Below are 26120 nucleotides of genomic sequence, written 5' to 3'. Positions count from 1 at the left end.
AGCCCAACGATGACGGCCGACAGTTCTCTCTCAACAGTCCATCCCGTGGACCAGCGCCTGCCTTCGGGCAAGCTCGCGGCCCTCGGCCTGCAGCACGTGCTGGTGATGTATGCGGGCGCCGTCGCGGTGCCGCTGATCGTCGGGCGCGCGCTCAAGCTCACACCCGACGAGGTCGCGCTGCTGATCTCGGCCGACCTGTTCTGCTGCGGCATCGCCACGCTGATCCAGGCACTGGGCGCCACGCAGTTCTTCGGCATCAAGCTGCCCGTGATGATGGGCGTGACCTTCGCGTCCGTCGCACCAATGGTGGCCATCGCCAATGCCAACCCCGGTCAGAACGGCGCGCAGCTGCTGTTCGGCGCCATCATCGGCGCGGGTGTGGTGTCGATACTGATCGCGCCGCTGGTGAGCCGAATGCTGCGCTTCTTTCCGCCGGTGGTCACTGGCACCATCATCGCGGTCATCGGCATCAGCCTGATGCGCGTGGGCATCAACTGGATCTTCGGCAACCCGGTGGGCCCGACGGCACCCGCGCTGGTCGACCCGGTCTATGCGAAGTGGCTGGCCGAAGTGACTTCGCCGGGCAGCTCCATTCCCGCCGTGCCCAAGGGCTTCGCGATCATGCCGACGGTGCCCAACCCCAAGTACGCCGACCTGTCGGGCTTTGGCGTAGCCGCACTGGTGCTGGTGTCGATCCTGCTGATCGTGAAGTACGCCAAGGGCTTCATCGCCAACATCTCGGTGCTGCTGGGCATCGTGATCGGCGCCGTCGTGGCCTCAGTCACCGGGCTCATGACCTACGAGAAAGTGGGCAAGGCCGCGTGGGTCGACGTCGTGCTGCCCTTTCACTTCGGCATGCCGCAGTTCGATCCGATCCTGATCTTGACGATGACGCTCATCATGATCGTGGTGATGATCGAGTCGACCGGCATGTTCCTCGCGCTAGGAGAAATGACAGACCGCAAGATCAGCCAGAAGGACCTGGCCCGCGGCCTGCGCACCGATGGCCTGGGCACGCTGATCGGCGGCATCTTCAACACCTTTCCGTACACCAGCTTCTCGCAGAACGTGGGCCTCGTGGCCGTCACCGGCATCAAGAGCCGCTACGTGTGCGTGGCCGGCGGCGCGATCCTCATCGTGCTGGGCCTGCTGCCAAAGATGGCCGCGCTGATCGAGTCGCTGCCCACGGTGGTGCTCGGCGGCGCGGGCCTCGTGATGTTCGGCATGGTGGCGGCCACCGGCATCCGCATCCTGTCGGGTGTGGACTTCAAGACCAACCGCCACAACGCGATGATCGTCGCGGTGTCCATCGGCATCGGCATGATTCCGCTGATCGCGCCCAACTTCAAGCAATGGATGCCGCATGCGATTCACTCGCTGATCGAGTCGGGCATCTTGCTGGCGTCGATTGCGGCGGTGCTGCTGAACCTGTTCCTCAACGGCGCCAAGCACGATGAGCAGGCAGTGATCGCTGCGGCCAAGCAGGCCGAGGCTCACTGAGCCTTTGCTAGATCATCGCCAGCGGCCCCTTGCGCCGCGGCGGTGGGTGCAACCGGTCGAGTTCTTCGAGAGTCGCCGCATCGAGCTTCAGCTCTGCGGCCGCCAGGTTCTCCTTCAGGTGCACGCTGCGCACCGCCTTCGGAATCGCCGCCACACCCGGCCGCGCGATCACCGCGGCCAGCGCCAGTTGCGCGGCCGTCACGCCGAGCCGCTTGGCCAATTCGCCCAACCCATCGTCCTCGGCCAGCGCGCCCTGGTCGATCGGGCTGTAGGCCATCAGCGGCATGCCGCGTTCGCGCTGCCAGGGCAGCAGGCTGAACTCCGGGCCGCGCTCGCCGAGCGACAGGTACACCTGATTGGCCGCGCACCCAGGACCGTCGCCGACGGCCTGCACCAGCTCTTCCATGTCGTCGGTGTCGAAGTTGCTCACGCCCCAGTGGGCTATGCGCCCGTCGGCCACCAGCGAATGCATCGCCGCGACCGTCTCGCGCAGCGGATGGCTGCCGCGCCAGTGCAGCAGGTAGAGGTCGACGGCGTCGAGCCCCAGCCGCTTCAGGCTGCGCTCGCAGGCCTCGCGCGTGCCGCGCCGGCTGGCGTTGTGCGGATAGACCTTGCTGACGATGAAGAGCTCTTCGCGCCGCACGTCGCCCGCGCGCAAGGCCTCGCCGACGGCCTGGCCCAGGACGGTTTCTGCACCGCCTTCGCCGTACATCTCGGCGGTGTCGATGAGCCGGTAGCCGAGCGCGATGGCCTCGCGCACAGCCTTTACTTCGGCCGCGCGATGCCCGGCGTTTTCGCCCATGCGCCAAGTGCCGAGGCCGAGGACCGGCATCTCGCCGCCGGTGGGGAGTTGGAGTGTTCGCATCGGGCCATGGTACGGGGCGCGCAAGGCCCTGTCAGCCCGTCGACAACGGCAGCCACACGGTCGCGAGCAGGCCGCCCCCGTCTTCACCGGCTGCCAGTTCAATCCGGCCGCCATGCTTGTTCAACACCGAGCGAACGATCGCCAACCCCAGCCCGCTGCCCGACTGCGTCTGGTCCGGGTTGCGGAAGAAGCGGTCGAACACGCGTTCGCGTAGCTCGGGCGGAATGCCTGGCCCCTGGTCCGTCACGCGCAGCACGGCCTTCGACGATTCCGGTTCGCACCCGACACGCACGGTGACTGTGCCGCCATCCGGGCTGTACTTGATAGCGTTCTCAACGAGATTGCTCACCATCGAGATCAGGCTCTCGCGCTCTCCGAACACCAGCACCGCGCCCTCGGACGCGAAGTCCAGCCTGATGCCACGCACGCGGGCAAGGCCTTCCACGAACGGGATGCGCTCCTGCACCAGCGCATCAAACGCGAGCCGCATGGGCACGGCATCCTGCGGTATCTCGTCGCTGCGCATCAACTGCTGAAGCTGGCCCACCAGCCTCGCGGCGCGGTCGTTGCTGCGCAGCAGGTTGACCATGAGCTCGCGCTGGCCTGCGTCGGCGGTCTGTTCCTTCAGCGCCTCGACGTTCACGCGCATCGCATCGAGCGGCGTACGCAGTTCATTCGCCGCATCGGCGATCAGCCCGCGCTCGCGCGACGCCCGGTCACGCACGCTGCGCAGCAGGCCGTTGATGCTGCGCACCAGCGGCTGCAGCTCCTTGTGCGGCGGCTCGAAGCTCAGCGGCGTCAGGTCGGCCGGTCCGCGCTCGGCGGTCTCCCGCGTCACCTGCCGCCAGGGCCGCAGCGCGAACAACACCGAAAGCCATGCCGGAAAGACGAGAAACGGCAGGCTGATTGCCAGCGGCAGCAGGTAGTAGCTGCGGTGGTCGACAGTGAAGCTGAAGCGCAGGACGTTCGGCTCCGCCAGCAGCACGCGGGTGTCGAGCGATGGCGAAGTCATGGTGCGCGCACGCCACACGCGCTCGCCGACGCGCACGTTTTCCACCTGGCCCGGCACCGCTGTGTACATGACCGGCGCGGCGGCCGTGGAGTTGTAGATGAGCCGGCCCTGCTGCCACACCTGCATGACGGGCGCCCTGTCCTTCTCGGAAGCGAAGTCGCCCGAGGTTTCGAGCAGCGCAAGGTCAAAAGCCTTCAGGGCCTCCTGTTGACGGGCAGGGTCGGCCGCAAGGCTCTGCGTTATCGCGATGACGCTGGCGAAGATCTTGTCGTAGCGCACCAGGTCCAGCACGCGGTTGGAGTCGTACAGGAACAGCGCCAGGATGGCGCTCCACAGCAGCACGACCACCGCGATCTGCGCCAGCAGCAGGCGCCGCAGCAGCGAGGGCTGCAACCACCGTTTCCAGCGCCGGGCAAGCGCCGTCATGGCGACAGGCAAAAGATTCATGGTCCTCCAGGCGGCGGTCTCTGCGGAGCGCATCGCAAGCGCGTGGAGTATCCGGCACGCCCGCGCCGGGGGCTTCAGAAAACCTTCATGAACCGGTTGTTGGAGCCGGCAAGTGGTCGGTCGTAGATGCCTGTCGCCTTCTAATTTTTTGAAGTCAAAGTCAATTTCACGACAGGGAATTTGTGAAATTCCCTGCAAAGGCATTCCGCTTTGCCTTCTGATTTTGTCAAGGCAATTTGGGTGCCAACCCCCTCTTCGGGCCCAGTTCTCGCTTCTAGAATTTTTCGACAAGCCCCGCGTCACGAGCGCTGGCGCACCGAACGAAACGAACTTGGAACAGGTTGAGTCAATGCAGAAAAAGCACAGGATTGCCGTCATTCCCGGAGACGGCATCGGCGTCGAGGTCATGCCCGAAGGGTTGCGCGTGCTCGACGCGGTCGGTCGCCGCTTCGGCATCGATTTTTCGTACGACCACTTCGACTGGGGCTCCGACCACTATGTGCGCACGGGCCTGATGATGCCGGCCGACTGGGCCGACAAGATCCAGGGCCACGACGCGATCTATTTCGGTGCGGTGGGTGCACCCGACAAGGTGCCCGACCACATCGCCGTGTGGGGCCTGCTCATCAAGATCCGCCGCGACTTCGACCAGTACGTGAACCTGCGCCCCGTGCGCCTGATGCCCGGCGTGCCCGGCCCGCTGGCGCACCGCAAGCCCGGCGACATCGACTTTCTGGTGGTGCGCGAGAACACCGAGGGCGAATACACCTCGGTGGGCGGGCGCCTGTTCGAAGGCACGCCGCGCGAGATGGCGATTCAGGAAGCGGTGTTCACGCGCGTCGGGGTAGACCGCATCATCGAATACGCATTCGAACTCGCCAGCCGCCGCAAGCGCAAGAACCTCGTGGCCGCGACCAAGTCGAACGGCATCTCGGTGACCATGCCCTACTGGGACGAGCGCCTCGCCGAAATCGCCAAGCGCCATCCTGACATCGCAACCAGCAAGTACCACATCGACATCCTGTGCGCGCACTTCGTGCAGCACCCCGACTGGTTCGACGTGGTCGTGGCCTCCAACCTGTTCGGCGACATCCTGTCCGACCTGGGCCCGGCCTGCACCGGAACGATCGGCATCGCGCCCTCGGCCAACCTGAACCCCGAACGCAAATTCCCGTCCCTGTTCGAGCCCGTGCACGGCTCGGCACCCGACATCGCGGGCAAGGGCATCGCCAACCCGATCGGCCAGATCTGGTCGGCCGCGCTGATGCTCGACCATCTGGGCAACAACGACCCTGTGTACGCAGAGGCTTCGGCTGCGGTGATCTCGGCTATCGAGACGGTGCTGAGCGAAGGTCCGCGCACCCGCGACATGGGCGGTACTGCAAACACCGTGGATGTGGGTCGCGCGATTGCTAGCTGCATCTCGGCATGACGCACTGCTCTTATTCGGGGCGCGATCACGCCGACGGCGTGCTCTGCTCCGCGAATGTCCCCCGGCCTGCGGCCTCCTCCTTTATTTCGCTGCGCAGAGCACACCATCGACGTGATCGATGGCCGCGGAGGTTGATCGGCTCACATGAGCGCTGCGCCCATGTGCGAATGGCACCGGGTGCTCCCCGTAGCGAAATAAAGGAGGAGCCGAAGGCGGGGGACATTCGCGGAGGGGAGTACCCGGTGTCATTCGCACACGCCCCGAACAGGAGCATCCCGCAACACAACCAACAGCGAGGTCACTGAAATGGGCCTGTTCCTGCTGAAACGCACGCTGACGCTCATCGGCACCCTGGTGGGCGCCTCGATCATCGTGTTCCTAGTTCTGGAAATTCTTCCGGGCAATGCAGCACAGATGCTGATGGGGCCGGATGCTTCGCCCGAAGCCGTGACAGCGCTGGCAACCAAGCTGGGCCTCGACTTGCCCGCATGGACCCGCTACTGGCACTGGATCGGCGGCCTGCTCACCGGCAACCTCGGCGACAGCTATGCCTACAGCTCGCCGGTGCTCGACCTGATCCTCGAACGCCTCGCGCTCACCGTGCCGCTCGCCATGCTGGCGATGGCCCTCACCGTCGTGATTGCGCTGCTCGTCGGCGTCACGGCCGCTGCCCGCCACAACAAGCTCGGCGACGTCGGCCTGATGGGCATGGCCCAGGTCGGCATCGCGATCCCGAATTTCTGGTTCGCCATCCTGCTGATCCTCGTGTTCTCGGTGCAGCTGCAGTGGTTCTCTGCAGGCGGCTTCGAAGGCTGGGGCGAAGGCATCTTCTCGGGCATCAAGTCGCTGCTGCTGCCTGCCCTGTCACTGGCCGTCGTTCAAGCCGCGATCCTCGCACGCATCACGCGCTCGGCGGTGCTCGAAGTGATGCGCGAAGACTTCGTGCGCACCGCCCGCGCCAAAGGTGTCTCGCAGCGCGCGGTGTTGTGGACCCACGTGCTGCGCAACGCCATGATCCCCGTCATCACCGTGATGGGCATGCAGTTCTCCGAGCTGCTGGCCGGCACCATCGTGGTGGAGAACGTGTTCTACCTGCCGGGCCTGGGCCGGCTGATCTTCCAGGCCATCAGCAACCGCGACCTGATCGTGGTGCGCAACTGCGTGATGCTGCTGGCGGCCATGGTGGTCATCGTGAACTTCGTGGTCGACGTGCTCTACGCCGTGATCGATCCGCGCATCAAGGCCAGCGACATATGAGCACCCTTGCCATTCCAAGTCCAAGCGCCGCGGCGCTCAAGGTCCCCGGCTTCTGGCAGCGCGCGCTGAAGCACCGCAGCTTCGTCATCGGCGGCGTGCTGGCCGCCCTGCTGCTCCTGGCCGCCCTCGTGTCCTTCGTGTGGACGCCTTGGTCGCCCTACGCGATGGACATGCCGAACAAGATGCAGGCCCCTTCGGCTTCGCACTGGCTTGGCACCGATGCGTTCGGTCGCGACGTGGCTTCGTTGCTGCTGGTCGGTGCGCGCGCATCCATCCTCGTGGGCGTGATCGCGGTCGGCATTGGTCTGGTGGTCGGCACCGCGCTGGGCCTGCTCGCGGCTGCGAAGCGCGGTTGGGTCGAAGAGGCGGTGATGCGACTGTCGGACTTCACGCTGGCCTTCCCCGCGATCCTCTCGGCCATCATGATGACCGCCGTGTTCGGCGCAGGCATCGTGAATGCCATCGTGGCCATCGGCATTTACAACATCCCGACCTTCGCGCGCATCACACGGGCTTCAGCCAACGCCATCTGGTCGCGCGAGTACGTCGCCGCCGCACGCGCCTGCGGCAAGGGCCCGTTCGCGATCACGATGCAGCACGTGCTACCGAACATCTCGGCCGTGCTGATCGTGCAGATCACGATCCGCTTCGCCATCGCCATCCTGGCCGAAGCTGCCCTCTCCTACCTTGGCCTGGGCACGCAGCCGCCGCAACCCTCGTGGGGCCGCATGCTCAGTGAAGCACAGACCCTCATGTTCCAGCAGCCGCTGCTGGCCGTCTTCCCCGGCATGGCGATCGCCCTCGCAGTGCTCGGGCTGAACCTCCTTGGCGACGGGTTGCGCGACTTGCTCGACCCCCGCCTCGCCAGAGCCCGGTAAGCGCCATGCCCCTCCTCGAAGTCAACAACCTCCAGATCGGCCTGCAGACCCAGCGCGGGCCGGCGCAGGCCGTGCGCGGCATTTCTTTCTCGCTGGAGCGCGGCGAAACGCTGGGCATCGTCGGCGAATCGGGCTGCGGCAAGTCGATCACCGTGATGTCGCTCATGGGCCTGCTGCCATCGAGCGCCAAGGTCGCGGGCAGCATCAAGCTCGACGGGCAAGAGCTCGTCGGCCTGCCAGAAAAGCAGATGTGCCAGATCCGCGGCAACCGCATCGGCATGATCTTCCAGGAGCCGATGACTGCACTGAACCCGGTGCACACCATCGCGCGCCAGGTCGGCGAACCGCTGCAGCTGCATCGCGGGCTGACGAAGGCGCAGGCGCGCAAGGAAGCGCTGAGCCTGCTCGACCGCGTGGGCATTCCCGATGCCGCCTCGCGCCTCGACGCCTATCCGCACCAGTTCTCCGGCGGCCAGCGCCAGCGCATCGGCATTGCCATGGCGCTTGCCTGCGGGCCCGACCTGCTGATTGCCGACGAACCCACCACCGCACTCGACGTGACGATCCAGAAGCAGGTGCTCGACCTGATCCAGGGCCTGGTCAAGGAAATGGGCATGGCGCTGATCCTGATCTCGCACGACCTTGGCGTGATCGCCAACAGCGTGCAGCGCATGCTCGTGATGTACGGCGGCAGCGCGGTGGAAAGCGGCCCGACCGACACGGTCTTCGCCGGCCGTGCGCATCCCTACACACGCGGCTTGTTCGCTGCGCGGCCCGCCATCGGGGCTGTGCGTGCCGGCCGCCTGCCGACCATTCGCGGCAGCGTTCCCGAGCTGGTCGACATGCCCCGGGGCTGCGCCTTCTCGGGCCGCTGCGCCCACACCATCGACCTGTGCCAGAGCACGCGGCCCCAGGCCACGATGCTGCCGAACGACCACACGGTGCGCTGCCTGCGGCTAGGCGAAATCGCCGCGTTGAATGCCAAGGCGGCCACCGCATGAGCAAGCCCACCACCGCCGGCCAGCCCCTGCTGGCCGTGAACAACCTCTACCGCCACTACGCGCTGCCACGCGAAAAGCTCTTCGGCCCGCCGCCCACCGTGAAGGCGCTCAACGGCGTGAGCTTCGAGGTGCAAGCCGGCAAGAGCGTAGGCATCGTCGGCGAATCGGGCTCGGGCAAGTCGACCATCGCGCGCCTCGTGATGGCGCTCGACACGCCCACCTCGGGCACCGTCTCGCTCGAAGGCCGCAACCTGCATGCGCTGTCGAAAGCCGAACTGCGCACCGCGCGGCGAGACTTCCAGATGGTGTTCCAGGACCCGTACGGCTCGCTCGACCCGCGCCAGACCGTGGCGCGCATCGTCGCCGAGCCGCTCGAAGCGCTGGCCGAAACCAGCCGCGCCGTGCAGCGCGAGCGTGCTTCCGAAGCATTGGCAGCGGTCGGCCTGCGCACCACCGACATGGACAAGTACCCGCACGAGTTCTCCGGCGGACAGCGCCAGCGCATCGCCATCGCACGCGCGCTCATCACGCGCCCCAAGCTCATCGTGGCCGACGAGCCTGTGAGTGCGCTCGACGTGTCCGTGCAGGCCCAGGTGCTCAACCTCATGCAGGACCTGCAGCAGCAGTTCGGCATCAGCTACCTGCTCATCAGCCACGACCTCGCGGTGGTCAACCACCTGTGCGACGAGGTCTGCGTGGTCTTCAAGGGCCGCATCGTCGAACGGGGCCGCCCGGCCGACCTGTTCCAGCACGCCCAGCACGAATACACGCGCACCCTGCTCTCCGCCGTTCTGCACACGCCGTCCCGCTAGCCGGACAAGGCCTTCCTTTCCTCCACCCTCACCTCCAGGAACTATCGAATGTTGAAGCGACGCACACTCATGACTTCCGCCATGGCCGCGGCAATCCCGGGTGTCTTCCTGCCCCAGGCGCGCGCCCAGGCCGGCAAGAACACGCTGACGATCGGCATGCCGCTCGAACCGCCAGGCCTGGACCCGACGAGCGGCGCCGCATCGGCCATCGCGGAGATCACGCAGTACAACATCTTCGAGACGCTCACCAAGGTGAACGCCGACGGCTCCGTCACGCCGATGCTGGCCGAGAGCTGGACGTCGTCGCCCGACATGAAGACCTTCGTCTTCAAGCTTCGCAAGGGCGTGCGCTTCGAGAACGGCCAGCCCTTCAACGCGTCGGTGGTGAAGTTCTCGTTCGACCGTGCGGGCAATGCCAAGAGCACCAACAAGGACAAGCGCTTCTTCAGCGAGATCGGCACCGTGGTGCTCGACGAGTACATGGTGGGCGTGAACAGCACGCTGCCCAACCCCGACCTGCCGTTCATGCTGGGGCAATCGACCGCCTGCATCGTGGAGCCCAAGAGTGCAGAGACCAACGTCACTGCGCCGGTGGGCACCGGCCCGTACAAGCTGAGCGCGTGGCAGCGCGGCGCTTCGTGCACGCTGGTGAAGTCGTCGACCTACCGCGATCCGAACCTTGCGAAGACCGAGAAGTTCGTCTTTCGCTTCATGTCTGACACGGCCGCGCAGACCGCCGCGCTGCTGTCGAACGACATCGACATCTTCCCGCGCGCCGGCACCCGCTCGGTGAGCCAGTTCAAGGGCAATCCGCGCTTCCAGGTGATCGAGGTGGGCACGCGCGGCAAGGTGATTCTGACCATCAACAACCGCAAGAAGCCGCTGGACGACGTGCGCGTGCGCCGCGCCATCCTCGCGGCCATCGACCGCAACGCCATCGTCCAGGGTGCGGCGGACGGCTTCGGCAGGCCCATCGGCAGCCACTACGCCCTGGGCGCGCCGGGCTTCATCGACACCACGGCGATGAACCCCTTCGACATCGAGAAGGCGAAGAAGCTGCTGGCCGAGGCCGGCGTGAAGACGCCGCTCGAACTGCGCCTGCAGCTGCCCCCGCCCTCGTATGCACGCCAGGGCGGCGAGATGATCGCGGCGCAACTGGCGCAGATCGGCATCAACGTGAAGATCCAGAACGTCGAGTGGGCCCAGTGGCTCAGCGGCACCTTCGGCGGCGCGCACGACTTCGACCTGACGATGGTCGCGCACGTGGAGCCCTTCGACCTCGTGAAGTACACCGAGCCCGACTACTACTGGGGCTACGACTCGAAGAAATTCCGCGACCTGTTCATCACCATCCAGAACGAAGAGAACAAGAAGCGCCGCGCCGACCTGCTGGCCGAGGCGCAGCGCCAGCTGGCAACCGATGCGGTCAATGGCTTCCTCTACCAGGCGGTGTTCCCGACCATCGCGCGCAAGGAAGTGAAGGGCCTGTGGCCGAGCATGCCGATCGTGGTGAACGACCTGGCCGCAATCTCGTGGAGCTGATGCAATGACCAAGCCCCTGTACTCCCTGAGCGTGCAGGAGCTGCACGCGGCCTACGCCGCCAAGGAACTCTCGCCAGTGGAAGTGGCGCGTTCAGTGAACGAGCGCATCGCGGCGTACGAGCCCGAGCTGCACGCGACGTGGCTGTTCCGCCCCGAGCTTGCGCTCGAACAGGCGCGCGCCTCCGAGGCGCGCTGGCTGGCCGGCACACCGCGCGGCACGCTCGACGGCGTGCCCGTGACCATCAAGGACAACCTCGCGACCGCAGGCGACCCGATGCCGCTGGGCACCGCCGCCTACGACCTCGTGCCGATGACGCAAGACTCCCCGCCCGCCGCTCGCCTGAAGGAAGACGGCACGGTGCTGGTCGCCAAGACCACCATGCCTGACCTGGGCATGCTGTCGTCGGGCCTGTCGAGCTTTCATGAGCTCTCGCGCAACCCGTGGGACCTGTCGCGCACGCCGGGCGGCTCCAGCGCGGGTGCGGGCGCGGCGGCTGCCGCGGGCTACGGCCCGCTGCACGTGGGCACGGACATCGGCGGCTCGCTGCGCCTGCCGGCCAGCTGGTGCGGCATCTACACGCTCAAGCCCAGCTTCGGCCGCATTCCGCTGAGCACGCCCTACATGGGCCGCTGCGCCGGACCGATGACGCGCACGGTGGCCGACTCGGCGCTGATGATGGCCTCAGTCGCACAGCCCGACGACCGCGACTATTCGGAACTGCCGGCGCCGGGCATCGACTGGGCGGCCTTCGAAGTCGATCCGTCGTTCATCAAGGGCAAGCGCGTAGCGCTGCACATGGACGCGGGCTGCGGCCTGCCTCTGGACCCGCAGATCGCGGAGGCGGTGCGCCGCGCGGCGAAGCGCATCGAGGCTGCCGGCGCACTGATCGAAGAAATCAAGCCCTTCATGACGCCGAAGATGCTGCAGGGCATGGACCACTTCTGGCGCATGCGCTCGTTCATCGACACGCAGGCCATGCCCGCCGAGAAGCGCGCGAAGATCCTGCCGTACATCCGCACCTGGGCCGAGAGCGCGGCCGGGTTCTCCGGCGAGCACATCTTCGAGGCCTACAGCCAGTTCATCGCCACGCGCGCGGCCACCGTTGCTGCCACCAAGGGCTACGACTTCGTGATCTCGCCGGTGTCGCCCAACATGCCCGCGCCAGCGGACCATGCCTCGCCGACCAACAACCCGCTGCTGTCGATGGAGCACATTGGCTTCACGGTGCCCTACAACATGTCGGAGCAGCCTGCTGCCTCGATCAACTGCGGCTACTCGGCCGAGGGCCTGCCCATCGGCCTGCAGATTGCCGGGCGCCGTTTCGACGACCTGGGCGTGCTGCAGTTCAGCCGCGCCTTCGAGCAGATCCGCGAAGCACAACACCCCTGGCCGGAACCCAAGTAACCGGCCGCAAGGAGACAAATCAAATGAGCGCAACCCACTACATCGACGGCCGCCACGTGCCGTCCGAAGGCAACGCCACCATCGACGTGATCGACCCGAGCGACGGCCAGAAATTCGGCCAGATCGCGCGCGGCACCGCCGCCGACGTCGACACGGCCGTGCGCGCCGCACGCAAGGCGATGGGCGAGAACTTCGACGGCCCCTGGGGCGCGATGACCGCGCTGGAGCGCGGCCGCCTGCTCGCCAAGCTGGGCGCCGCCGTGATGCAGCACCACGAAGAACTCGCCCAGCTCGAAGCCCGCGACACCGGCAAGGCGCTGCGCGTGGCGCGCAACGACGCGACCGCGCTGGCCCGCTACATGGAGTACTACGCCGGTGCGTGCGACAAGCTGCACGGCGACACCCTGCCCTACGAGCGCGGCTACACCGTGCTGACGGTGCGCATTCCGCACGGCGTAACGGGCCACATCATTCCCTGGAACTACCCGATGCAGATCGCGGGCCGCAGCGTGGGCGCGTCGCTCGCCGCGGGCAACGCCTGTGTGGTGAAGCCGGCGGAAGACGCGAGCCTGTCGCTGCTGCGCCTGGCCGAGATCGCGACCGAGGTGGGCTTTCCGGCCGGTGCACTCAACGTGGTGACGGGCTACGGCAAGGAAGCCGGCGCCGCGCTGTGCGCGCACCCGGGCATCGACCACATCTCCTTCACCGGCTCCACCATGACCGGCCGCAGCGTGGGCCTGGCTGCAGCCGAGCGCCATTGCCCGGTGACGCTGGAGCTGGGCGGCAAGTCGCCGCAGATAGTGTTCGCCGACGCCGACCTCGACGCAGCCGAGCCGGTGCTGCTCAACGCCATCATCCAGAACGCCGGCCAGACCTGCTCAGCGGGCAGCCGCGTGCTGGTGGAACAGTCGGTCTACGAAGAGGTGGTGCAGCGGCTCGCCAAGCGCTTCACGGCCGTGCGCGCGGGCACGCCGGCCGAAGACCTGGACATGGGCCCGCTCATCAACGAGAAGCAGTTTCGCCAGGTGCGCGACATGGTCTCGACGGCCGAGGCCAGCGGCCTGAAGGTGGCAGCGCGCGGCACGGTGTCGCCCAACGCATCGGCCACCGGCTACTACCAGGAGGCGGTGCTGTTCCGCGACGTGCCCCACGACAGCGACCTGGCGCAACGCGAGATCTTCGGCCCGGTGCTGGTCGTGATGCCCTTCGCCGACGAGGCCGAGGCAGTGCGCCTGGCCAACGGCACTGACTTCGGCCTGGTGGCTGGCGTGTGGACCCGCGACGGCGCGCGCCAACTGCGCATGGCGCACAAGCTGCACTGTGGCCAGGTCTTCGTCAACAATTACGGTGCGGCGGGTGGTGTAGAACTGCCTTTCGGCGGCGTGAAATCAAGCGGCTTCGGCCGCGAGAAGGGCTTCGAGGCCCTGCTCGGATTCACGACCCTCAAGACCATCGCCATCAAGCACGGATGAAGACAACACATGACAACCACTGAACAGCAAACGCCGCGCAAAGTCGGCCTCGTCGGCGTCGGCCTGATGGGCCACGGCATTGCCAGCAACATCGTCAAGCACGGCCACCAGCTCACCGTGCTGGAGCACGCGGGCAACCAGCCCATCGACGGCCTGCTGAAGGCCGGCGCCACATCGGTGAAAGATGTGGCCACGCTGGCCGCGCAGGTCGACGTGCTGATCCTCTGCGTTACCGGCACGCCGCAGGTCGAGGCGGTGATGCTCGGCGACAAGGGTGCATTGACTGCGCTGCGCCCCGGCACGGTGGTGATCGACTGCTCGACGGCCGTTCCCGCCTCCACCGCCAAGGTGGCGGAAGCGGTGAGCGCCAAGGGCGGCAAGTTCATCGACGCGCCCATGACCCGCACCGCGAAGGAAGCCGCCGAAGGCCGCCTGAACCTGCTAGTGGGTGGCGATGCCGAAGTGCTGGCCTCGTGCCTGCCCCTGTTGCGCTGCTTTGCCGAGAACGTCACGCACGTGGGCGGTATCGGCGCGGGCCACGCGATGAAGCTGCTGCACAACTTCGTGTCGCTGGGTACCGTGGCGCTGCTGTGCGAGGCCGCTGCCTGCGCGGAGCGTGCCGGCGTGAAGCCCGATGTGTTCGTCGATGTGCTCGCCAAGGGCGGTGGCAACGGCGTGGCGCTGGAACGCGTCAAGCCCAAGCTGCTGACGGGCAGCACCGATTCGCTGAAGTTCTCGATGGCCAATGCCAAGAAGGACCTGGGGTACTACAACGACATGGCGGAGCAGTCTTCTTCCAGTCATGGCATTGCGCAGGCTGTCGATGCGCTGTTGACTCAGGGTGTCGAGAAATTCGGACCTGACCGGATGGTGCTGGATCTGGTCGAAGCGCTGCGCTGATTTCTTGTTGTGTTCTGTGCGCCGCCGTTGTTCAGGGCGCGTGCACAGGACACCGGGTACTCCCCTCCGCGAATGTCCCCCGCCCTTCGGGCTCCTCCTTTATTTCGCTGCGGGGAGCACCCGATGCCCTGCGCACGATGAGCGCGGCTGTGGCGTTTGCGGTTCGACCGCTGCGGCGGATTGCAGATGAACATGCGCGGGCGCATCACTGAGCTTTTGCGAGAGACGGGCGCTGGACAAGCAGAACTCTGAACGGCCGGCGTCGACCACAGCCGGCATTGGCATGACTGCGTTTAATGTTCGCTTCAGACTGGTTTTCTGTCGTTCGATAGGGCGCGCGCGGACGAGTACTATCGGCCAAAACCGGGCAATAGCGCAGTGCAAGCAAACTTGAATATCTCTAAATAGCCCACACCACTTCAACTCATGAGTGCAACTCATCGCACCGATCAGATCCTCCTCCAGGCAGTTGAGCCTCCCTCCGCGGGAAGCGACCGCGTTCTGTTAAGGGTAGAAGTAGAAACTGCGTCCGGCTATGTTCGTGTCTTGCAGAACACGGTCGCATCCAAGCATGAACTCGACACCTTCTGGGCATCATGCCTTAGCGCTGACCAGTCCATTGAACCCCTGCGAGCTCAAATAGAGGCGACAGACCCGGCCCGCCTACACGGCATTCTAGAAACCATTCGGCGTGATCTTGTTGGAGTGAAAAGTGTCGCGACGATCAATTTTTTGACGCCGATAGACGAGTGCTTTCGTGTCATAAATGGATGCGAGCATTGTTTTGGGCATGTGTTACTGCTGAGTTCACGTGCCAATGCCGTGTTCATTCATTGGCACCGAGAGTCATAGACGCCACTCGGCCAGAAGCCGACGTGGCCGGGGCCGGGGCCGGGCCAGTTGAAACCATGGAAAACACACGACCGCACTCACTTTCAGAACTTGACGGGCATGTCGTTGTCAGCTGGGCAGGCTGCGAGATGGCTCTCTCCGAGAGCGGTGCATGGGTGCTAGACAACACGGGGCAGGAATCCTTCCGGCCAGGCGAGGTTCAGTGGAGCCACCCGGCGGTGCCGCATCTCCAAATGATTGAAGTCGTCATAAGCCTGGCTGATAGACGCAACTTCACGTTGCTTTCGCAGCACGAGGATGGGACCGGCGTCCATGGGCTTTACCTGATTTCAGGATCACACGCATCATCACGACTGACCACCCCAGCTGCGGAAATCTACAGAGTGAGAGAACTCGTCGAACTGCCGAAGGGACCGATGCAAGTGCTGGAGCTTCGTCGGGACGCGGCGAACAGCGTCATTGAATTGCTCCTAAGGGTCGACTCGTCTGTCATCCGGTTCTTGTCGGGCGAAGTCCACGAACGCGAGGGGAATCGATTCGAAATCGTTGAGGTCGATGAGTCCATACTTATCCAAGTCGATGGCAAAAAGCCTCGCGTGCCGGACGGTCCCTAAGGACGGAACTCGGCCACAACTGGACCTTCCCGCGAGCCTCCTGATGACCGTCGAAAACACCTCAACCGTCGACACCGACAAGGAGACCGGCGAGGTTCATCTGGGCATCTTCGACCACCTGCCTTGGGACACCAACCACCTCCGTCTCCTGCAGGACAAAATCAACGTGTACCTTGGCTTCGTCGAGTCTGGTGAAATCTATGTCTCATACCCAAACGCCAAAGGCCGCCCGTTGGTCATCGATGTGTACACGAAATTTCGGCCGAATGAGGATGCGACACGCTTCCTAAAGCAGGCTGAAGCCGTCACCGCAAACTACGGCGCAACCTTGCGTCAGGCTCCGTCTACGGACGGCTACGCCGATGATTCTGCGTAGGGGTTCACAGGCTACAGTCGGCCAGAACCGGTCGGTCGCTCCGTTGGGAAAACTTAGTCCACAACCAGTCATTCGAGCGAAATATGCACTTCGAAACCAGCGATGAGTTGCTGAACTTTGTAGAGGACTGGGTAGGCTTCAGCGGGCCAGGTTATGACTACGACGCCAAAGGGCTACTACTCCTGCTGAGAGCAAGTCTTAGAAACATGCAAAAGCACTTCATTGAAGGCGACTTCGAGGACCTGGAGGGCTTTTTCAGCGATGAAGAGCGAGGAATTCTGAGCAAGCTCTTGCACTCATGTGGGTGAATCAAAAATGACGCCTGCCGGCCAAAAGCGGAAGTCATCACGAGCATCCAGTTCCTTCGAGGTGCCGTGCAGCCGCTTCGCGGCGGCTAGAGTTGATAACCCTCGAACTGGATCCATGCTGTGAGACCTATCCTATACACGAGCCGTCGAAAATGAGAGAACAGATGTTCTTGCTAGGCCTCGGAATCGGTATCGTTTTTTTTTTGGCGGTCGTGATTTACTTCATCAGGCGGGTTGCACCAGAAGACCCTGCTGAATCTGTCAAGCGACAGGTAGACGTGGCCCCGGTCGTCGCATCAATCCTGCAAACGTACAAAAGATCCGGCCACAAGTCTCTGCATATGTGCCCCTTGTGCAGACAGCACATTGCACTGAGGGTCAAGAGTTCTCAGCGTCTGATTCGTCTGAACTGCTCCTGCGGAGCGTGCAATGGTACGTATCAAGTATCAGATTTCAAGTCCCACCAGAGCGCCTAGGCTAAGCGCATGTTTCGGCCATGACTGGCCGCTCAGCGACGAAGCAGAATTCGCCCGCAACCGGCCCTTCAACCAGCAGGCCTCCTTGAATGAACGCAGCGCAATTTGTGAGGAACTGGAATGGCCTCAATGCAGGCCGTCAAGCGTGCGAAAAGGCCATGGCCTTGATACCCCTGCAGGAGTTCGTTGCGGCGCGCAATGCGTCTTCATCTCTTACACAACTGGCGATTCTCTTTGCGCTGTGTGTTCACTTCGCGGCGTTTGGGCAGCAGATGAGACGGATGGAGCCAATCAATCAGTACCCGCCAACGAATGTCGCGGGAAGCTGCGGCACATTGGTCCGCCCAGCAGGCTCGGTAAGCTCAAGCACGGCAACGTATAGTGCTCAGATGGGTGTGTCAGTGGGCGGAGTGGTGGAAAGCATCACCATCTACCGCACCACTGGAGATGCCGATCTGGATGCGGCCTCCCTGGCCGCGATCCGCATGTGCAAGTTTCTACCAGGAATAAGAGATGGCAAGCCGACAGAATCCACCGCGCTTGCTCAGATCAACTGGTCTTCCGAATCGCCGCCTTCGGTTGCATTTGTCGATCTCTATGCAAGGTGGCATCCCCGTTAATTCAGGTCTGCGGTAGCTATGCTCGACTTCACATACGTGAGAGTGCATCTTGAGACGGAACTAGTCGGCAATCACACATACACATGGAATGGGCATTCCGACGACCATAAAAAGATTTCACCGGCGCATTGGCAATTTTCGGGAGGGCCTCGCACCTTCTCGGATTGACGCCCCCTTACTGCTTATAGCGGCCATGAACGGACATACGAAGCGATCAAGAAGCTGCTTTTTCCTGCCCCCGTGAGGGGGGAAGGTCGAATCGTGCGCCAATCCGGTGGACTCCATCGGTACGGTCACGTCGTGCTGTCCGTCGAGGCTTCGTCCGGTGCCAACCTGTCGTTCAACTGGGAGGTGCTGCCGGAACAGATTCCAGACATGTTCAAGGACGCCGTCTACCGGGGTGTCCGACGGTCGTTCGAAGCTGATGCTCAGTTCGATGGGTACAGCCCCGATGGCCTGCTTGTCCGCGTGGTGGCGGGCTCATTTCATCAAACCGATTCGAACGAAGGGAGCTTCGAGATGGCTTCCATGCAAGCCTTTTCGAAGGCGCTGACGTCACTGGGCTGAGCACATTGGATGTCCGCTTCGGAGCAAGGCGTACAGCCGCTTCGGGCCCTAAGCGGCTGTAAGCATTGCTCCAAAGCGGCCACTTAGAAAACATCCGGCCCGGCTTTGGCTTGCTTCTGCGATCTCGTGCGTGCTCCCCTTATGACAGCAGGATCTGGCGCGAAGATCTCAACTCATAGAAGCGACTCGAACTACCTTCTACCTGCGCCCGCATTTGAACCTTTGCCGATAGTTCATACGTCCCACTGATTAGTTCACTCGGTCCATCCTGATCCTCCAGCACATCGGCGGCCAGAACCAGTTCCCTTCCCGGCGGGACGACGAACTCTGCACCGGGAAGGAAGCTGGAAATGTTCTGGGTGTACCCCGCGCAAATACTGTCGTCACTATTAACGAGAAGACATGCCGTGACATGGATAGGGCCATGCAGCACAACTGCCTTCTCGAATTTCAATTGATAAAGAAACGGCAGTGACAACCCGCCCGACGTGTATGAAAAATCCGGCAAAAGCGCGATCGACAGTTTCATGATTCGATTGTTGGCACCAGACCAGATACTCAATCGCTGCAGCAGCGAAGGACTGCTCTTGGCCGCCTGTAGTCTTCCACTGGCGCAACGGTCCCCTTGTGCGCACCACAAAGTCGATGCTGTCCTTGTACTCGTTGGTCGTACAGCTCTTGGTTGAAGTCCATGAAATCACAGTCCGCTACGCACTTGTCGACCAGCAGTAGCGGATGAACGATGCCGGCCCGGATATGACTAGGTGCGTCTCGTCCCACGAATCCTTTGAGAGCAAGTAGGTGGGCCAATCGCAATGCGGCGGCACGTCGACTTTGGCAAAGCGCTTGAGGTATTCGCTAACGCGCACCCTATCCGTCACGCGATAGAAAGGCATCGGCTCAGCGAGCACCAGCGCACAGGAGGCGCCGACAGTTGATCCGACAAACGCCTTCACATCAGGATGCGGAAATTTTGACTTACCCGATACATCGATCTCGAGCGACTCTTCGCTGCCGGGATCGGTGAACTCGAATTGATCAATACGAAGTGAAAGCATTGGGTTGGGCAATGTCTGGTTGTGGCCGGGTGCGGCCTCACGGTCCGGCTGATTGTGCCGCAGCATCGGGCCCTAAGCCGCCATCGTTGCGAGCCGAGAGCGGTCTTTCAAACCTCCCCAAAGCAGCTGTCCGTTCTTGGCACATGCAGTCATTACCGACAACTCACAAGGCCAACCACTTCTGGTGTCCTCTTAGCTCGCAACACGGGACATAGACTTACGAATCGATTCCAAGAGTTCTTCTGTAGGCAGTTCGACAGACGGACCATCGGTGCGGAATCCGTCAAGGTTGCGCAGCAGACCACCGACTCTTGATGGAGCGAAAGACCACCCTTCGACGTTGGACCAACCTCGCGCAACTAGGAATCCATCTTGGCGACGAGTGCAGCGCAGCCAACCGGTGTATTGGTCCGAGAAGTCATATGGCAGGAAGGCGATCTCATCGACGCGCAGATCGTTTAGCACTTCCAGCCATTGCTCCAACACTCGCCACAGGACGGCTCGAGTCTTCGCTGCGTCTTCGACTTCTGGCTGCAGGTAGTCATCAAGCGCTAGATAATAGGAATCGCAAACCCAAGTCTGTCCTGTCCACTCCAATACGATATCGTTGTGCTCAGTGCCGTTGTCGACGAAATTTAGGCTCAAACCCATCGTGAATTTCCCGTTTTTTTCGTGCGAATCACAAAGATCGAAGGATTCACTTCGTCAAATCTGTGTGCAGTGCTGAGCGGCCACTTCTGGCCGACTGCTGCCTATTCGACTCGGAAGACCCGACTCTCAGTCGTCGCACCAACCACACGGATGACCTTGAAGCTCGCGCTACTGACCTTGACTGCGACTAGGAAACCTTCATCGGGTTCGACTAAGCCGCGAGCCCAATCCATCGAAGAGGCCTCCACATCTTGGTCGGACGGCAGTTCCGAAAGAACGCGGACTTCACGCCGACTCGGAAAGCAAGCCGTAGGGTGGAAGTCGGCGAACCCCTGCTTTGCAATGATGCGCTGAGTAACTTCAGCAAAATCGTCGAGAGTCATAGCGAGAATACTTCCTGCTTGCCAAATGTCCGCTCTTGGGCGAACTCTGAAGTCTAACTTCGGCCAACGACAATCCGCCTTGCAAAGCGAACGCCCGCATTGTCTGTCGAAGATCACCATGGAGCGCATAGCTGCCACCGAGGCCTGCCCCACAAGCAACCTCAACCGAGCCGAATTCGCTCCACTGCGAGGGCTTCAACCGTCGTGCCCGGAAGAATCGCGTTCGCCAGGCGGGCCGCGAAACCCGCGGCCCGCAGACCGGCCGCTAGCCGCAGGTCTCAGGCGCTGCGCGTCGCGCCTTCTCGCTCACCTGAAACAGCTCTCCAGCCTTGCGAGCAAGTTCAGCCGCAAGCCAAAGCAGGTTGTCCAGTTGTCGAGGCCCATCCCCGCTGCACCAGTCGATCTCTTCCCCATGGCAGACCCACAGTAGAGCTTCAAGCTGAGAGAGGGTGTTTTCAAGAAGATCCGCCGGGTCTTGGGCGTTGTCTTCGGAAGCTACCGGCGTGCGAGGCCGGGCTATAGTCTTGGTAGCCATTTTTGTGCGGTCCTTCGTAGGTGTTGCACGAACTTGGTTAGACGGCTGGGGTGCTGATAACGCCCTGGCCGTCGCCTTTTGATACCTCGCATCTGCATCGCTGCTTTCGCACCGACAACCTGCCGCGAGGCAAGCAGCCTTCAAACATCTCGGTGGTGGCTTGGTGTGTGCGCCTTTCTTCTCCCCTTGTTGGGGTATCGAGTGACAGGGGCATTCACTCTAGAGAAGAACCCGGCAAAGTAGCCGCTGCTACAGCACGAAGTCGCGGAGACTGCCAACAAATGCAGCTTCCGCAGCGGCTCTGAACGCTCACGCCGATGGGGTACCTTGCGCAGCGAAATAAAGGGGGAGCCCGAAGGGTGGAGGACATTCGCGGAGCAAGGTACCCCGTCGGCGTGAGCGTCGCCCTGAATGAACCCGAACCCGACCCCGAGCCCTAAGGCATCCCCCGCGCCAGCAAATGATCGACAAGCCGGCGCTGCGGAAAACTCAACGCCTCCTGCCGCGTGCACAGATACATCCGGCGCGAAGCCCAAGCGTCGGTGAGGTTGATAAAGCGTAGCTTCATCTCCTTGCGATAAGTCACCGCAGCCCCCTCGGGCAAGATGCCCACGCCCATGCCCGCTTCGATCATCCGGCACACCGCCTCGAAGCTCTTCACGCGCACACGCAGCTTCAGCACCTTGCGCGCGCTCATGGCGGCGTCTTCCATCGTGCGGGAAATGGCGGAGTCGTCTTCCAGCCCCACGAAATCGAAGTCGAGCAGTTCCTCGAACGACACATCGCGCCCGCGCCACGGATGCTTCTGCCGCACGATGGCCACCAGCCGGTCGGTTCGGTAAGGAATGAAGTTGAGCGCTGGGTCGGCCGCCTCGCTGGTGATGACGCCCACGTCGGCCTGCCGGTCGCGAATGGCCTGCACGATGTAGACACTGCGGTGCTCTTCCACGCTCACGCGGATCTCGGGGTAGCGCTGGCGAAAGCTCGCCACGTCGTCGGGCAAGAACTGGCCCATGGCCGAGGCATTGGCGTGCAGCCGCACACGGCCGGTGGCACCCTGCGCGTAGTCGGAGAGGTCGGCGCGCATGCGATCGACGTCGCGCAGGATCTGGCGCGCGTGCATGGCGAGCGACTCGCCGGCACCGGTGGGCGTCACGCCCTTGGAGGTGCGGTTCAGCAGCGCAACGCCCAGGTGGCCTTCGAGAATGGACAGGCGGCGGCTCGCGGCCGACAGCACCATGTGGCTCTCGGCGGCGGCCTTCGACAGGCTGCCGTGCTCAATGGCGCGCAGGAAAAGCGCCAGCGAATCGAGGTCGGGTCTCATCGGGTTCTCGTCGTGCTGCGGGGGCCGCCATTGTCGGGCCAGCGGGAGGCCTTGAGCCCGCCGAAATCCTTTCGGTCGATCGCACCTGCAAAAGACAGATCTTCCGTAAAGCGCTGCGCTTTGCCAAAACGAAGAAGCACTTTCAGAAGACAAGGCGGAAGAATCGTTGCTGCCTCGCCGTTTACCCCGGCGAGGCATCTCGCGAGCCGGCCCTCTACCGGGGCCACGCCCGCATTCCAACGAGTCCTACCCGGAGTCTTTTTCAGTCATGGCATCCCACGAACTGGCCAGCGTTGCGCTGGACGACAAATACACGGCCACCGAAGGCCGGATCTACCTCAGCGGCATCCAGGCGCTGGTGCGCCTCATGCTCGTGCAGAAATGGCGCGACCAGAAGGCGGGGCTGAACACCGCGGGCTTTGTCTCCGGCTACCGCGGCTCGCCGCTCGGCGGCCTGGACGAAGCGCTGTGGAAGGCGCAGCCGCAGCTCGAGGCCAACGCCGTCAAGTTCCTGCCCGGCGTGAACGAGGAACTGGCCGCCACCGCCGTCTGGGGCACGCAGCAGGTGCACCTGACCGGCGAGAGCGCGGTCGATGGCGTGTTTGCCATGTGGTACGGCAAGGCGCCCGGCGTGGACCGCTGCGGCGACGTGTTCAAGCACATGAGCCACGCTGGCACCTCGCCCAACGGCGGCATCCTGCTGGTGGCGGGCGACGACCACGGCGCGTCTTCTTCCACGCTGCCCAACCAGAGCGACCACCTGTTCGCCGCCTCGATGATCCCGATGCTCTATCCGCAGAGCGTGGAGGAATACATCGAACTGGGCCTGCACGGTTTCGCAATGTCGCGCTTCGCGGGGCTGCCGGTGGGCTTCAAGGCACTGGCCGACACAGTCGAATCGTCGGGCTCCATACCGGCCGGCGCGCTTGAGGTGCACACGCGGCTGCCTTCGGACTTCGTGTTTCCGCCCGGTGGCGTGCACGCGCGCCTGTCGACCGACACGCTCGGCGTGCAGGCGCGCAAGCAGGAAGCGCTGATGCAGGACTACAAGATCTACGCCGCCATCGCCTATGCGCGCGCCAACCGGCTGAACCGCGTGACCATCGATTCGCCAAAGGCGCGGCTGGGCATCGTGGCCTCGGGCAAGTCGTACCGCGACGTGCTCGAAGCGCTGGAAGAACTCGGCATCGATGCAGACGAGGCCGCGCGCATCGGCATTCGCCTGTTCAAGGTATCGATGCCGTGGCCGCTGGAGCCCGACTCGATCCGCGAGTTTGCCGACGGGCTCGAAGAGATCCTGGTCGTGGAAGAAAAACGCCAGATCGTCGAGTACCAGCTCAAGGAGCATCTCTACAACTGGCGCGAAAACGTGCGCCCGCGCGTGATCGGCAAGTTCGACGAACAGGGCGAATGGGTGCATCCGCGCGGCCGCTGGCTGTTGCCGGCGACGGCCGATTTCTCGGTGGCGCAGATCGCACGCGTGATCGCGGCTCGCGTGGCGCGCTTTCACACCAGCGACCGCATCCGCATGCGGCTGGCCATTCTCGATGCGAAGGACGTGGTGCTCGGCAAAGCCGTGGCCACGCCCTCGCGGCCGGCCTGGTATTGCTCGGGCTGCCCGCACAACACCTCGACCAAGGTGCCCGAGGGCAGTCTCGCACTCGCGGGCATCGGCTGCCATGTGATGGCGACGGCCATCTACCCCGAGCACAACAAGACGACCACGCACATGGGCGGAGAAGGCGCGCCCTGGCTCGGGCAGGCGTGGTTCTCCAAGCGCAAGCATGTGTTCGCGAACCTCGGCGACGGCACGTACTACCACTCGGGTTCGCTCGCCATCCGCGCGGCCGTGGCTGCCGGCGTGAGCATCACCTACAAGATCCTCTACAACGACGCGGTCGCGATGACGGGTGGGCAGCCGGTCGACGGCCCCATCACCGTGCCGCGCATCACGCACCAGATGGCGGCCGAGGGCGTGAAGCGCCTTGCGTTGGTGGCCGAAGACCCGACGCGCTGGGCCGACCGCAGCGTGCTGCCGCCGGAACGCGACGGCTTCGTGCTCACCGTGCACCACCGCGACGACATGGACACGGTGCAGCGCGATCTGCGCGAGTTCGAGGGCGTGTCGGTGCTCATCTACGACCAGGTGTGCGCGGCCGAGAAGCGCCGCCGCCGCAAGAAGGGCGAGTTTCCTCAGGCTGCGCGGCGCGTGTTCATCAACGACGCGGTGTGCGAAGGCTGCGGCGACTGCGGCGAGCAGTCGAACTGCACCGCACTGCTGCCCAAGCAGACCGACCTGGGCTTGAAGCGCAGCGTGGACCAGAGCGCCTGCAATGCCGACGAGTCGTGCATCAAGGGCTTCTGCCCTAGCTTCGTGACGGTCGAAGGCGTGAAGCCGCGCAAGCAGGCGCCGGTGGCGGCGAAGGCTTCGGCGGAAGAAGCCGCCCTGCCCGATCCGGCATCGCTCGCGCTCGAAGGCATGCACAACATCCTCATCACCGGCATCGGTGGTACGGGCGTCATCACCATCGGCGCGCTGATCGGCATGGCGGCGCACCTCGAAGGCAAAGGCGTGAGCGTGCTCGACATGACGGGCATGTCGCAGAAGAACGGCTCGGTAACGTCGCACGTGCGCATCGCGCGCGACGCGGCGCAGCTGAAGGCACAGCGCATTCCCACGGGCGAGGCCGACCTGATCCTGGGCTGCGACATGCTCACGGCCGGCGCGCCCGACGCCATCGCGCGCATGCGGCCGGGGCGCACCTACGCGCTGGTCAACACCTTCGAGCAGCCGACGGGGCATTTCGCGCAACAGCCCGACTGGGAGTTTCCGGCCGCGCAGGTGCGCGCGCTGATCGAGGAATCGGTCGAGGGCCGCACAGACTTCATCGATGCGACGCAGCTTGCAACGCGACTCATGGGCGATGCGATTGCGGCGAACCTGTTCCTGCTGGGCTTTGCGTTCCAGAAGGGCTTTGTGCCGCTGTCCGCCGAGGCGTTGAACAAGGCCATCGAGATCAACGGCGTGGCCGTGAAGGCGAACCAGGCAGCCTTCCGTTGGGGCCGCAAGGCGGCACTGGATCTTGCGGCGGTGACGCGCGAAGCCGCGCCTTCGAAGGTGGTGGCGCTGCAGCGGCCGCAGAGCTTCGAGGCGCTGGTGGCAGACCGCACCGCGTTTCTCACGTCGTACCAGAACGCGGCGTATGCGCAGCGCTATGCCGAGCTGGTGGAGCGCGTGCGCGTGGTCGAACAGCGCGAGCGCGGCAGCACCCTGCTGGCGAAGGCCGTCGCATCGGGTCTCTTCAAGCTCATGGCCTACAAGGACGAGTACGAGGTCGCGCGGCTGTACACCGACAAGCGCTTCATGGAAAAGCTGGGCGAGCAGTTCGAAGGCAAGCCGGTGCTGCGCTTCCACCTCGCCCCGCCTCTACTCGGCCGCCGCGACGCCGAAGGCCGCGCGGTAAAGACGAGCTTCGGGCCCTGGATGATGGGCGCGTTCCGCCTGCTCGCGAAGTTGCGCGGCCTGCGAGGCACGGCCTTCGATGTGTTCGGCCGCACGGCCGAACGGCGCATGGAGCGGCAGCTGATCGCTGACTACCGCGCGATGGTCGAAGACCTGCTCGCGCGCTTCGATCGCATCGACTTCGACACCGCGCTGTCGCTGGCACGGCTGCCCGAGCAGATCCGCGGCTTCGGGCATGTGAAGGAAGAGAGCGTGGTGTCGGCGCGCGTGCGATGGGGCGCGCTGGCAAAGCAACTGGACGCGGCGCCCGCCGCCCGCGCGCGGGCCACGGAGCAGGCGCAACCCGTGGCGGCCTGAGCCAAGCGCTAGC

At 64.1% G+C, this 26120-nt stretch carries 24 protein-coding genes; 16 read left to right on the top strand and 8 right to left on the bottom strand.

Features of this window, described 5'->3' with window-relative positions; all coding sequences use genetic code 11:
- Positions 1-9 precede the first annotated feature (9 nt).
- Entirely contained in the window at positions 10-1500 is a 1491-nt protein-coding gene (locus ACSFBF_RS13360) for a nucleobase:cation symporter-2 family protein (protein WP_435467645.1), read from the top strand.
- Positions 1501-1507: 7 nt separating this feature from the next.
- Here the strand turns inward: ACSFBF_RS13360 and ACSFBF_RS13355 are convergent, their stop codons facing one another.
- Together ACSFBF_RS13355 and ACSFBF_RS13350 are read right to left on the bottom strand one after the other, a co-directional pair.
- A complete protein-coding gene (locus tag ACSFBF_RS13355) occupies positions 1508-2365 on the bottom strand; it encodes an aldo/keto reductase (protein WP_435467643.1) in 858 nt (285 codons plus the stop codon).
- A 31-nt stretch (positions 2366-2396) separates the two neighbouring features.
- The gene (locus tag ACSFBF_RS13350) at positions 2397-3824 is read right to left on the bottom strand and encodes a sensor histidine kinase (RefSeq protein ID WP_435467641.1); all 1428 of its coding nucleotides are present in this window, start codon (positions 3822-3824) and stop codon (positions 2397-2399) included.
- Positions 3825-4173: 349 nt separating this feature from the next.
- Here ACSFBF_RS13350 and ACSFBF_RS13345 point away from each other — a divergent pair, with 349 nt between their 5' ends.
- The 14 genes from ACSFBF_RS13345 to ACSFBF_RS13280 all read left to right on the top strand — a co-directional run bounded on the left by ACSFBF_RS13345 (position 4174) and on the right by ACSFBF_RS13280 (position 18336).
- A complete protein-coding gene (locus tag ACSFBF_RS13345; protein WP_435467639.1) occupies positions 4174-5256 on the top strand; it encodes a tartrate dehydrogenase in 1083 nt (360 codons plus the stop codon).
- Between the two features lie 306 nt (positions 5257-5562).
- Positions 5563-6513 carry an ABC transporter permease gene (locus ACSFBF_RS13340; RefSeq protein ID WP_435467637.1) on the top strand — a complete coding sequence of 317 codons (951 nt, stop codon included), beginning with the start codon at positions 5563-5565 and terminating at the stop codon, positions 6511-6513.
- Positions 6510-7391: an ABC transporter permease gene (locus ACSFBF_RS13335; protein ID WP_435467635.1), complete on the top strand. Its 882-nt coding sequence runs from the start codon at positions 6510-6512 to the stop codon at positions 7389-7391. Before ACSFBF_RS13340 ends, ACSFBF_RS13335 begins: the two co-directional genes overlap by 4 nt.
- A 5-nt stretch (positions 7392-7396) precedes the next feature.
- Positions 7397-8392: an ABC transporter ATP-binding protein gene (locus ACSFBF_RS13330; RefSeq protein ID WP_435467633.1), complete on the top strand. Its 996-nt coding sequence runs from the start codon at positions 7397-7399 to the stop codon at positions 8390-8392.
- Complete coding sequence (locus ACSFBF_RS13325) at positions 8389-9204, top strand: ATP-binding cassette domain-containing protein (protein WP_435467631.1); 816 nt, start codon at positions 8389-8391, stop codon at positions 9202-9204. Before ACSFBF_RS13330 ends, ACSFBF_RS13325 begins: the two co-directional genes overlap by 4 nt.
- Positions 9205-9252: 48 nt before the next feature.
- The gene (locus ACSFBF_RS13320; protein ID WP_435467629.1) at positions 9253-10746 is read left to right on the top strand and encodes an ABC transporter substrate-binding protein; all 1494 of its coding nucleotides are present in this window, start codon (positions 9253-9255) and stop codon (positions 10744-10746) included.
- Between the two features lie 4 nt (positions 10747-10750).
- Positions 10751-12151, top strand: a complete 1401-nt coding sequence (locus tag ACSFBF_RS13315) for an amidase (RefSeq protein WP_435467627.1) — start codon at positions 10751-10753, stop codon at positions 12149-12151.
- A 23-nt stretch (positions 12152-12174) separates the two neighbouring features.
- Positions 12175-13623 (top strand): aldehyde dehydrogenase family protein, encoded by a 1449-nt coding sequence (locus ACSFBF_RS13310; RefSeq protein ID WP_435467625.1) that lies wholly within the window; start codon positions 12175-12177, stop codon positions 13621-13623.
- Positions 13624-13632: 9 nt separating this feature from the next.
- Positions 13633-14523: an NAD(P)-dependent oxidoreductase gene (locus ACSFBF_RS13305; protein ID WP_435467623.1), complete on the top strand. Its 891-nt coding sequence runs from the start codon at positions 13633-13635 to the stop codon at positions 14521-14523.
- A 908-nt stretch (positions 14524-15431) separates the two neighbouring features.
- Positions 15432-15989, top strand: a complete 558-nt coding sequence (locus ACSFBF_RS13300; RefSeq protein WP_435467621.1) for a hypothetical protein — start codon at positions 15432-15434, stop codon at positions 15987-15989.
- Positions 15990-16032: 43 nt separating this feature from the next.
- On the top strand, positions 16033-16365 hold the full coding sequence (locus tag ACSFBF_RS13295; protein WP_435467619.1) for a DUF6572 domain-containing protein: 333 nt from the start codon (positions 16033-16035) through the stop codon (positions 16363-16365).
- 83 nt (positions 16366-16448) lie between these two features.
- Positions 16449-16673: a hypothetical protein gene (locus ACSFBF_RS13290; RefSeq protein WP_435467617.1), complete on the top strand. Its 225-nt coding sequence runs from the start codon at positions 16449-16451 to the stop codon at positions 16671-16673.
- Positions 16674-17238: 565 nt separating this feature from the next.
- On the top strand, positions 17239-17769 hold the full coding sequence (locus ACSFBF_RS13285; protein ID WP_435467615.1) for an energy transducer TonB: 531 nt from the start codon (positions 17239-17241) through the stop codon (positions 17767-17769).
- A 240-nt stretch (positions 17770-18009) separates the two neighbouring features.
- Positions 18010-18336: a hypothetical protein gene (locus tag ACSFBF_RS13280; RefSeq protein WP_435467613.1), complete on the top strand. Its 327-nt coding sequence runs from the start codon at positions 18010-18012 to the stop codon at positions 18334-18336.
- Positions 18337-18475: 139 nt separating this feature from the next.
- On the opposite strand, the gene ACSFBF_RS13275 is transcribed toward ACSFBF_RS13280, so the two are convergent.
- The 6 genes from ACSFBF_RS13275 to ACSFBF_RS13250 all read right to left on the bottom strand — a co-directional run bounded on the left by ACSFBF_RS13275 (position 18476) and on the right by ACSFBF_RS13250 (position 22287).
- Positions 18476-18865: a hypothetical protein gene (locus ACSFBF_RS13275; RefSeq protein WP_435467611.1), complete on the bottom strand. Its 390-nt coding sequence runs from the start codon at positions 18863-18865 to the stop codon at positions 18476-18478.
- A 178-nt stretch (positions 18866-19043) separates the two neighbouring features.
- A complete protein-coding gene (locus ACSFBF_RS13270) occupies positions 19044-19460 on the bottom strand; it encodes a hypothetical protein (RefSeq protein ID WP_435467609.1) in 417 nt (138 codons plus the stop codon).
- 126 nt (positions 19461-19586) lie between these two features.
- Complete coding sequence (locus ACSFBF_RS13265) at positions 19587-20045, bottom strand: hypothetical protein (RefSeq protein WP_435467607.1); 459 nt, start codon at positions 20043-20045, stop codon at positions 19587-19589.
- A gap of 101 nt (positions 20046-20146) precedes the next feature.
- Positions 20147-20428: a hypothetical protein gene (locus tag ACSFBF_RS13260; protein WP_435467605.1), complete on the bottom strand. Its 282-nt coding sequence runs from the start codon at positions 20426-20428 to the stop codon at positions 20147-20149.
- A 265-nt stretch (positions 20429-20693) separates the two neighbouring features.
- Complete coding sequence (locus ACSFBF_RS13255) at positions 20694-20963, bottom strand: hypothetical protein (RefSeq protein ID WP_435467603.1); 270 nt, start codon at positions 20961-20963, stop codon at positions 20694-20696.
- A gap of 436 nt (positions 20964-21399) precedes the next feature.
- Positions 21400-22287: a LysR family transcriptional regulator gene (locus ACSFBF_RS13250; protein ID WP_435467601.1), complete on the bottom strand. Its 888-nt coding sequence runs from the start codon at positions 22285-22287 to the stop codon at positions 21400-21402.
- A gap of 268 nt (positions 22288-22555) precedes the next feature.
- Between ACSFBF_RS13250 and ACSFBF_RS13245 the strand changes: the two genes are divergently transcribed.
- Positions 22556-26107 (top strand): indolepyruvate ferredoxin oxidoreductase family protein, encoded by a 3552-nt coding sequence (locus ACSFBF_RS13245; RefSeq protein WP_435467599.1) that lies wholly within the window; start codon positions 22556-22558, stop codon positions 26105-26107.
- Positions 26108-26120: the final 13 nt, after the last annotated feature.

Origin of the sequence: Variovorax nivicola (genome assembly GCF_051216475.1) — a bacterium.
Classification (GTDB): Bacteria; Pseudomonadota; Gammaproteobacteria; order Burkholderiales; family Burkholderiaceae_C; genus Variovorax.
The sequence above is the reverse complement of the archived record's forward strand: the minus strand, read 5'-3'. Positions and strand labels throughout refer to the sequence as shown.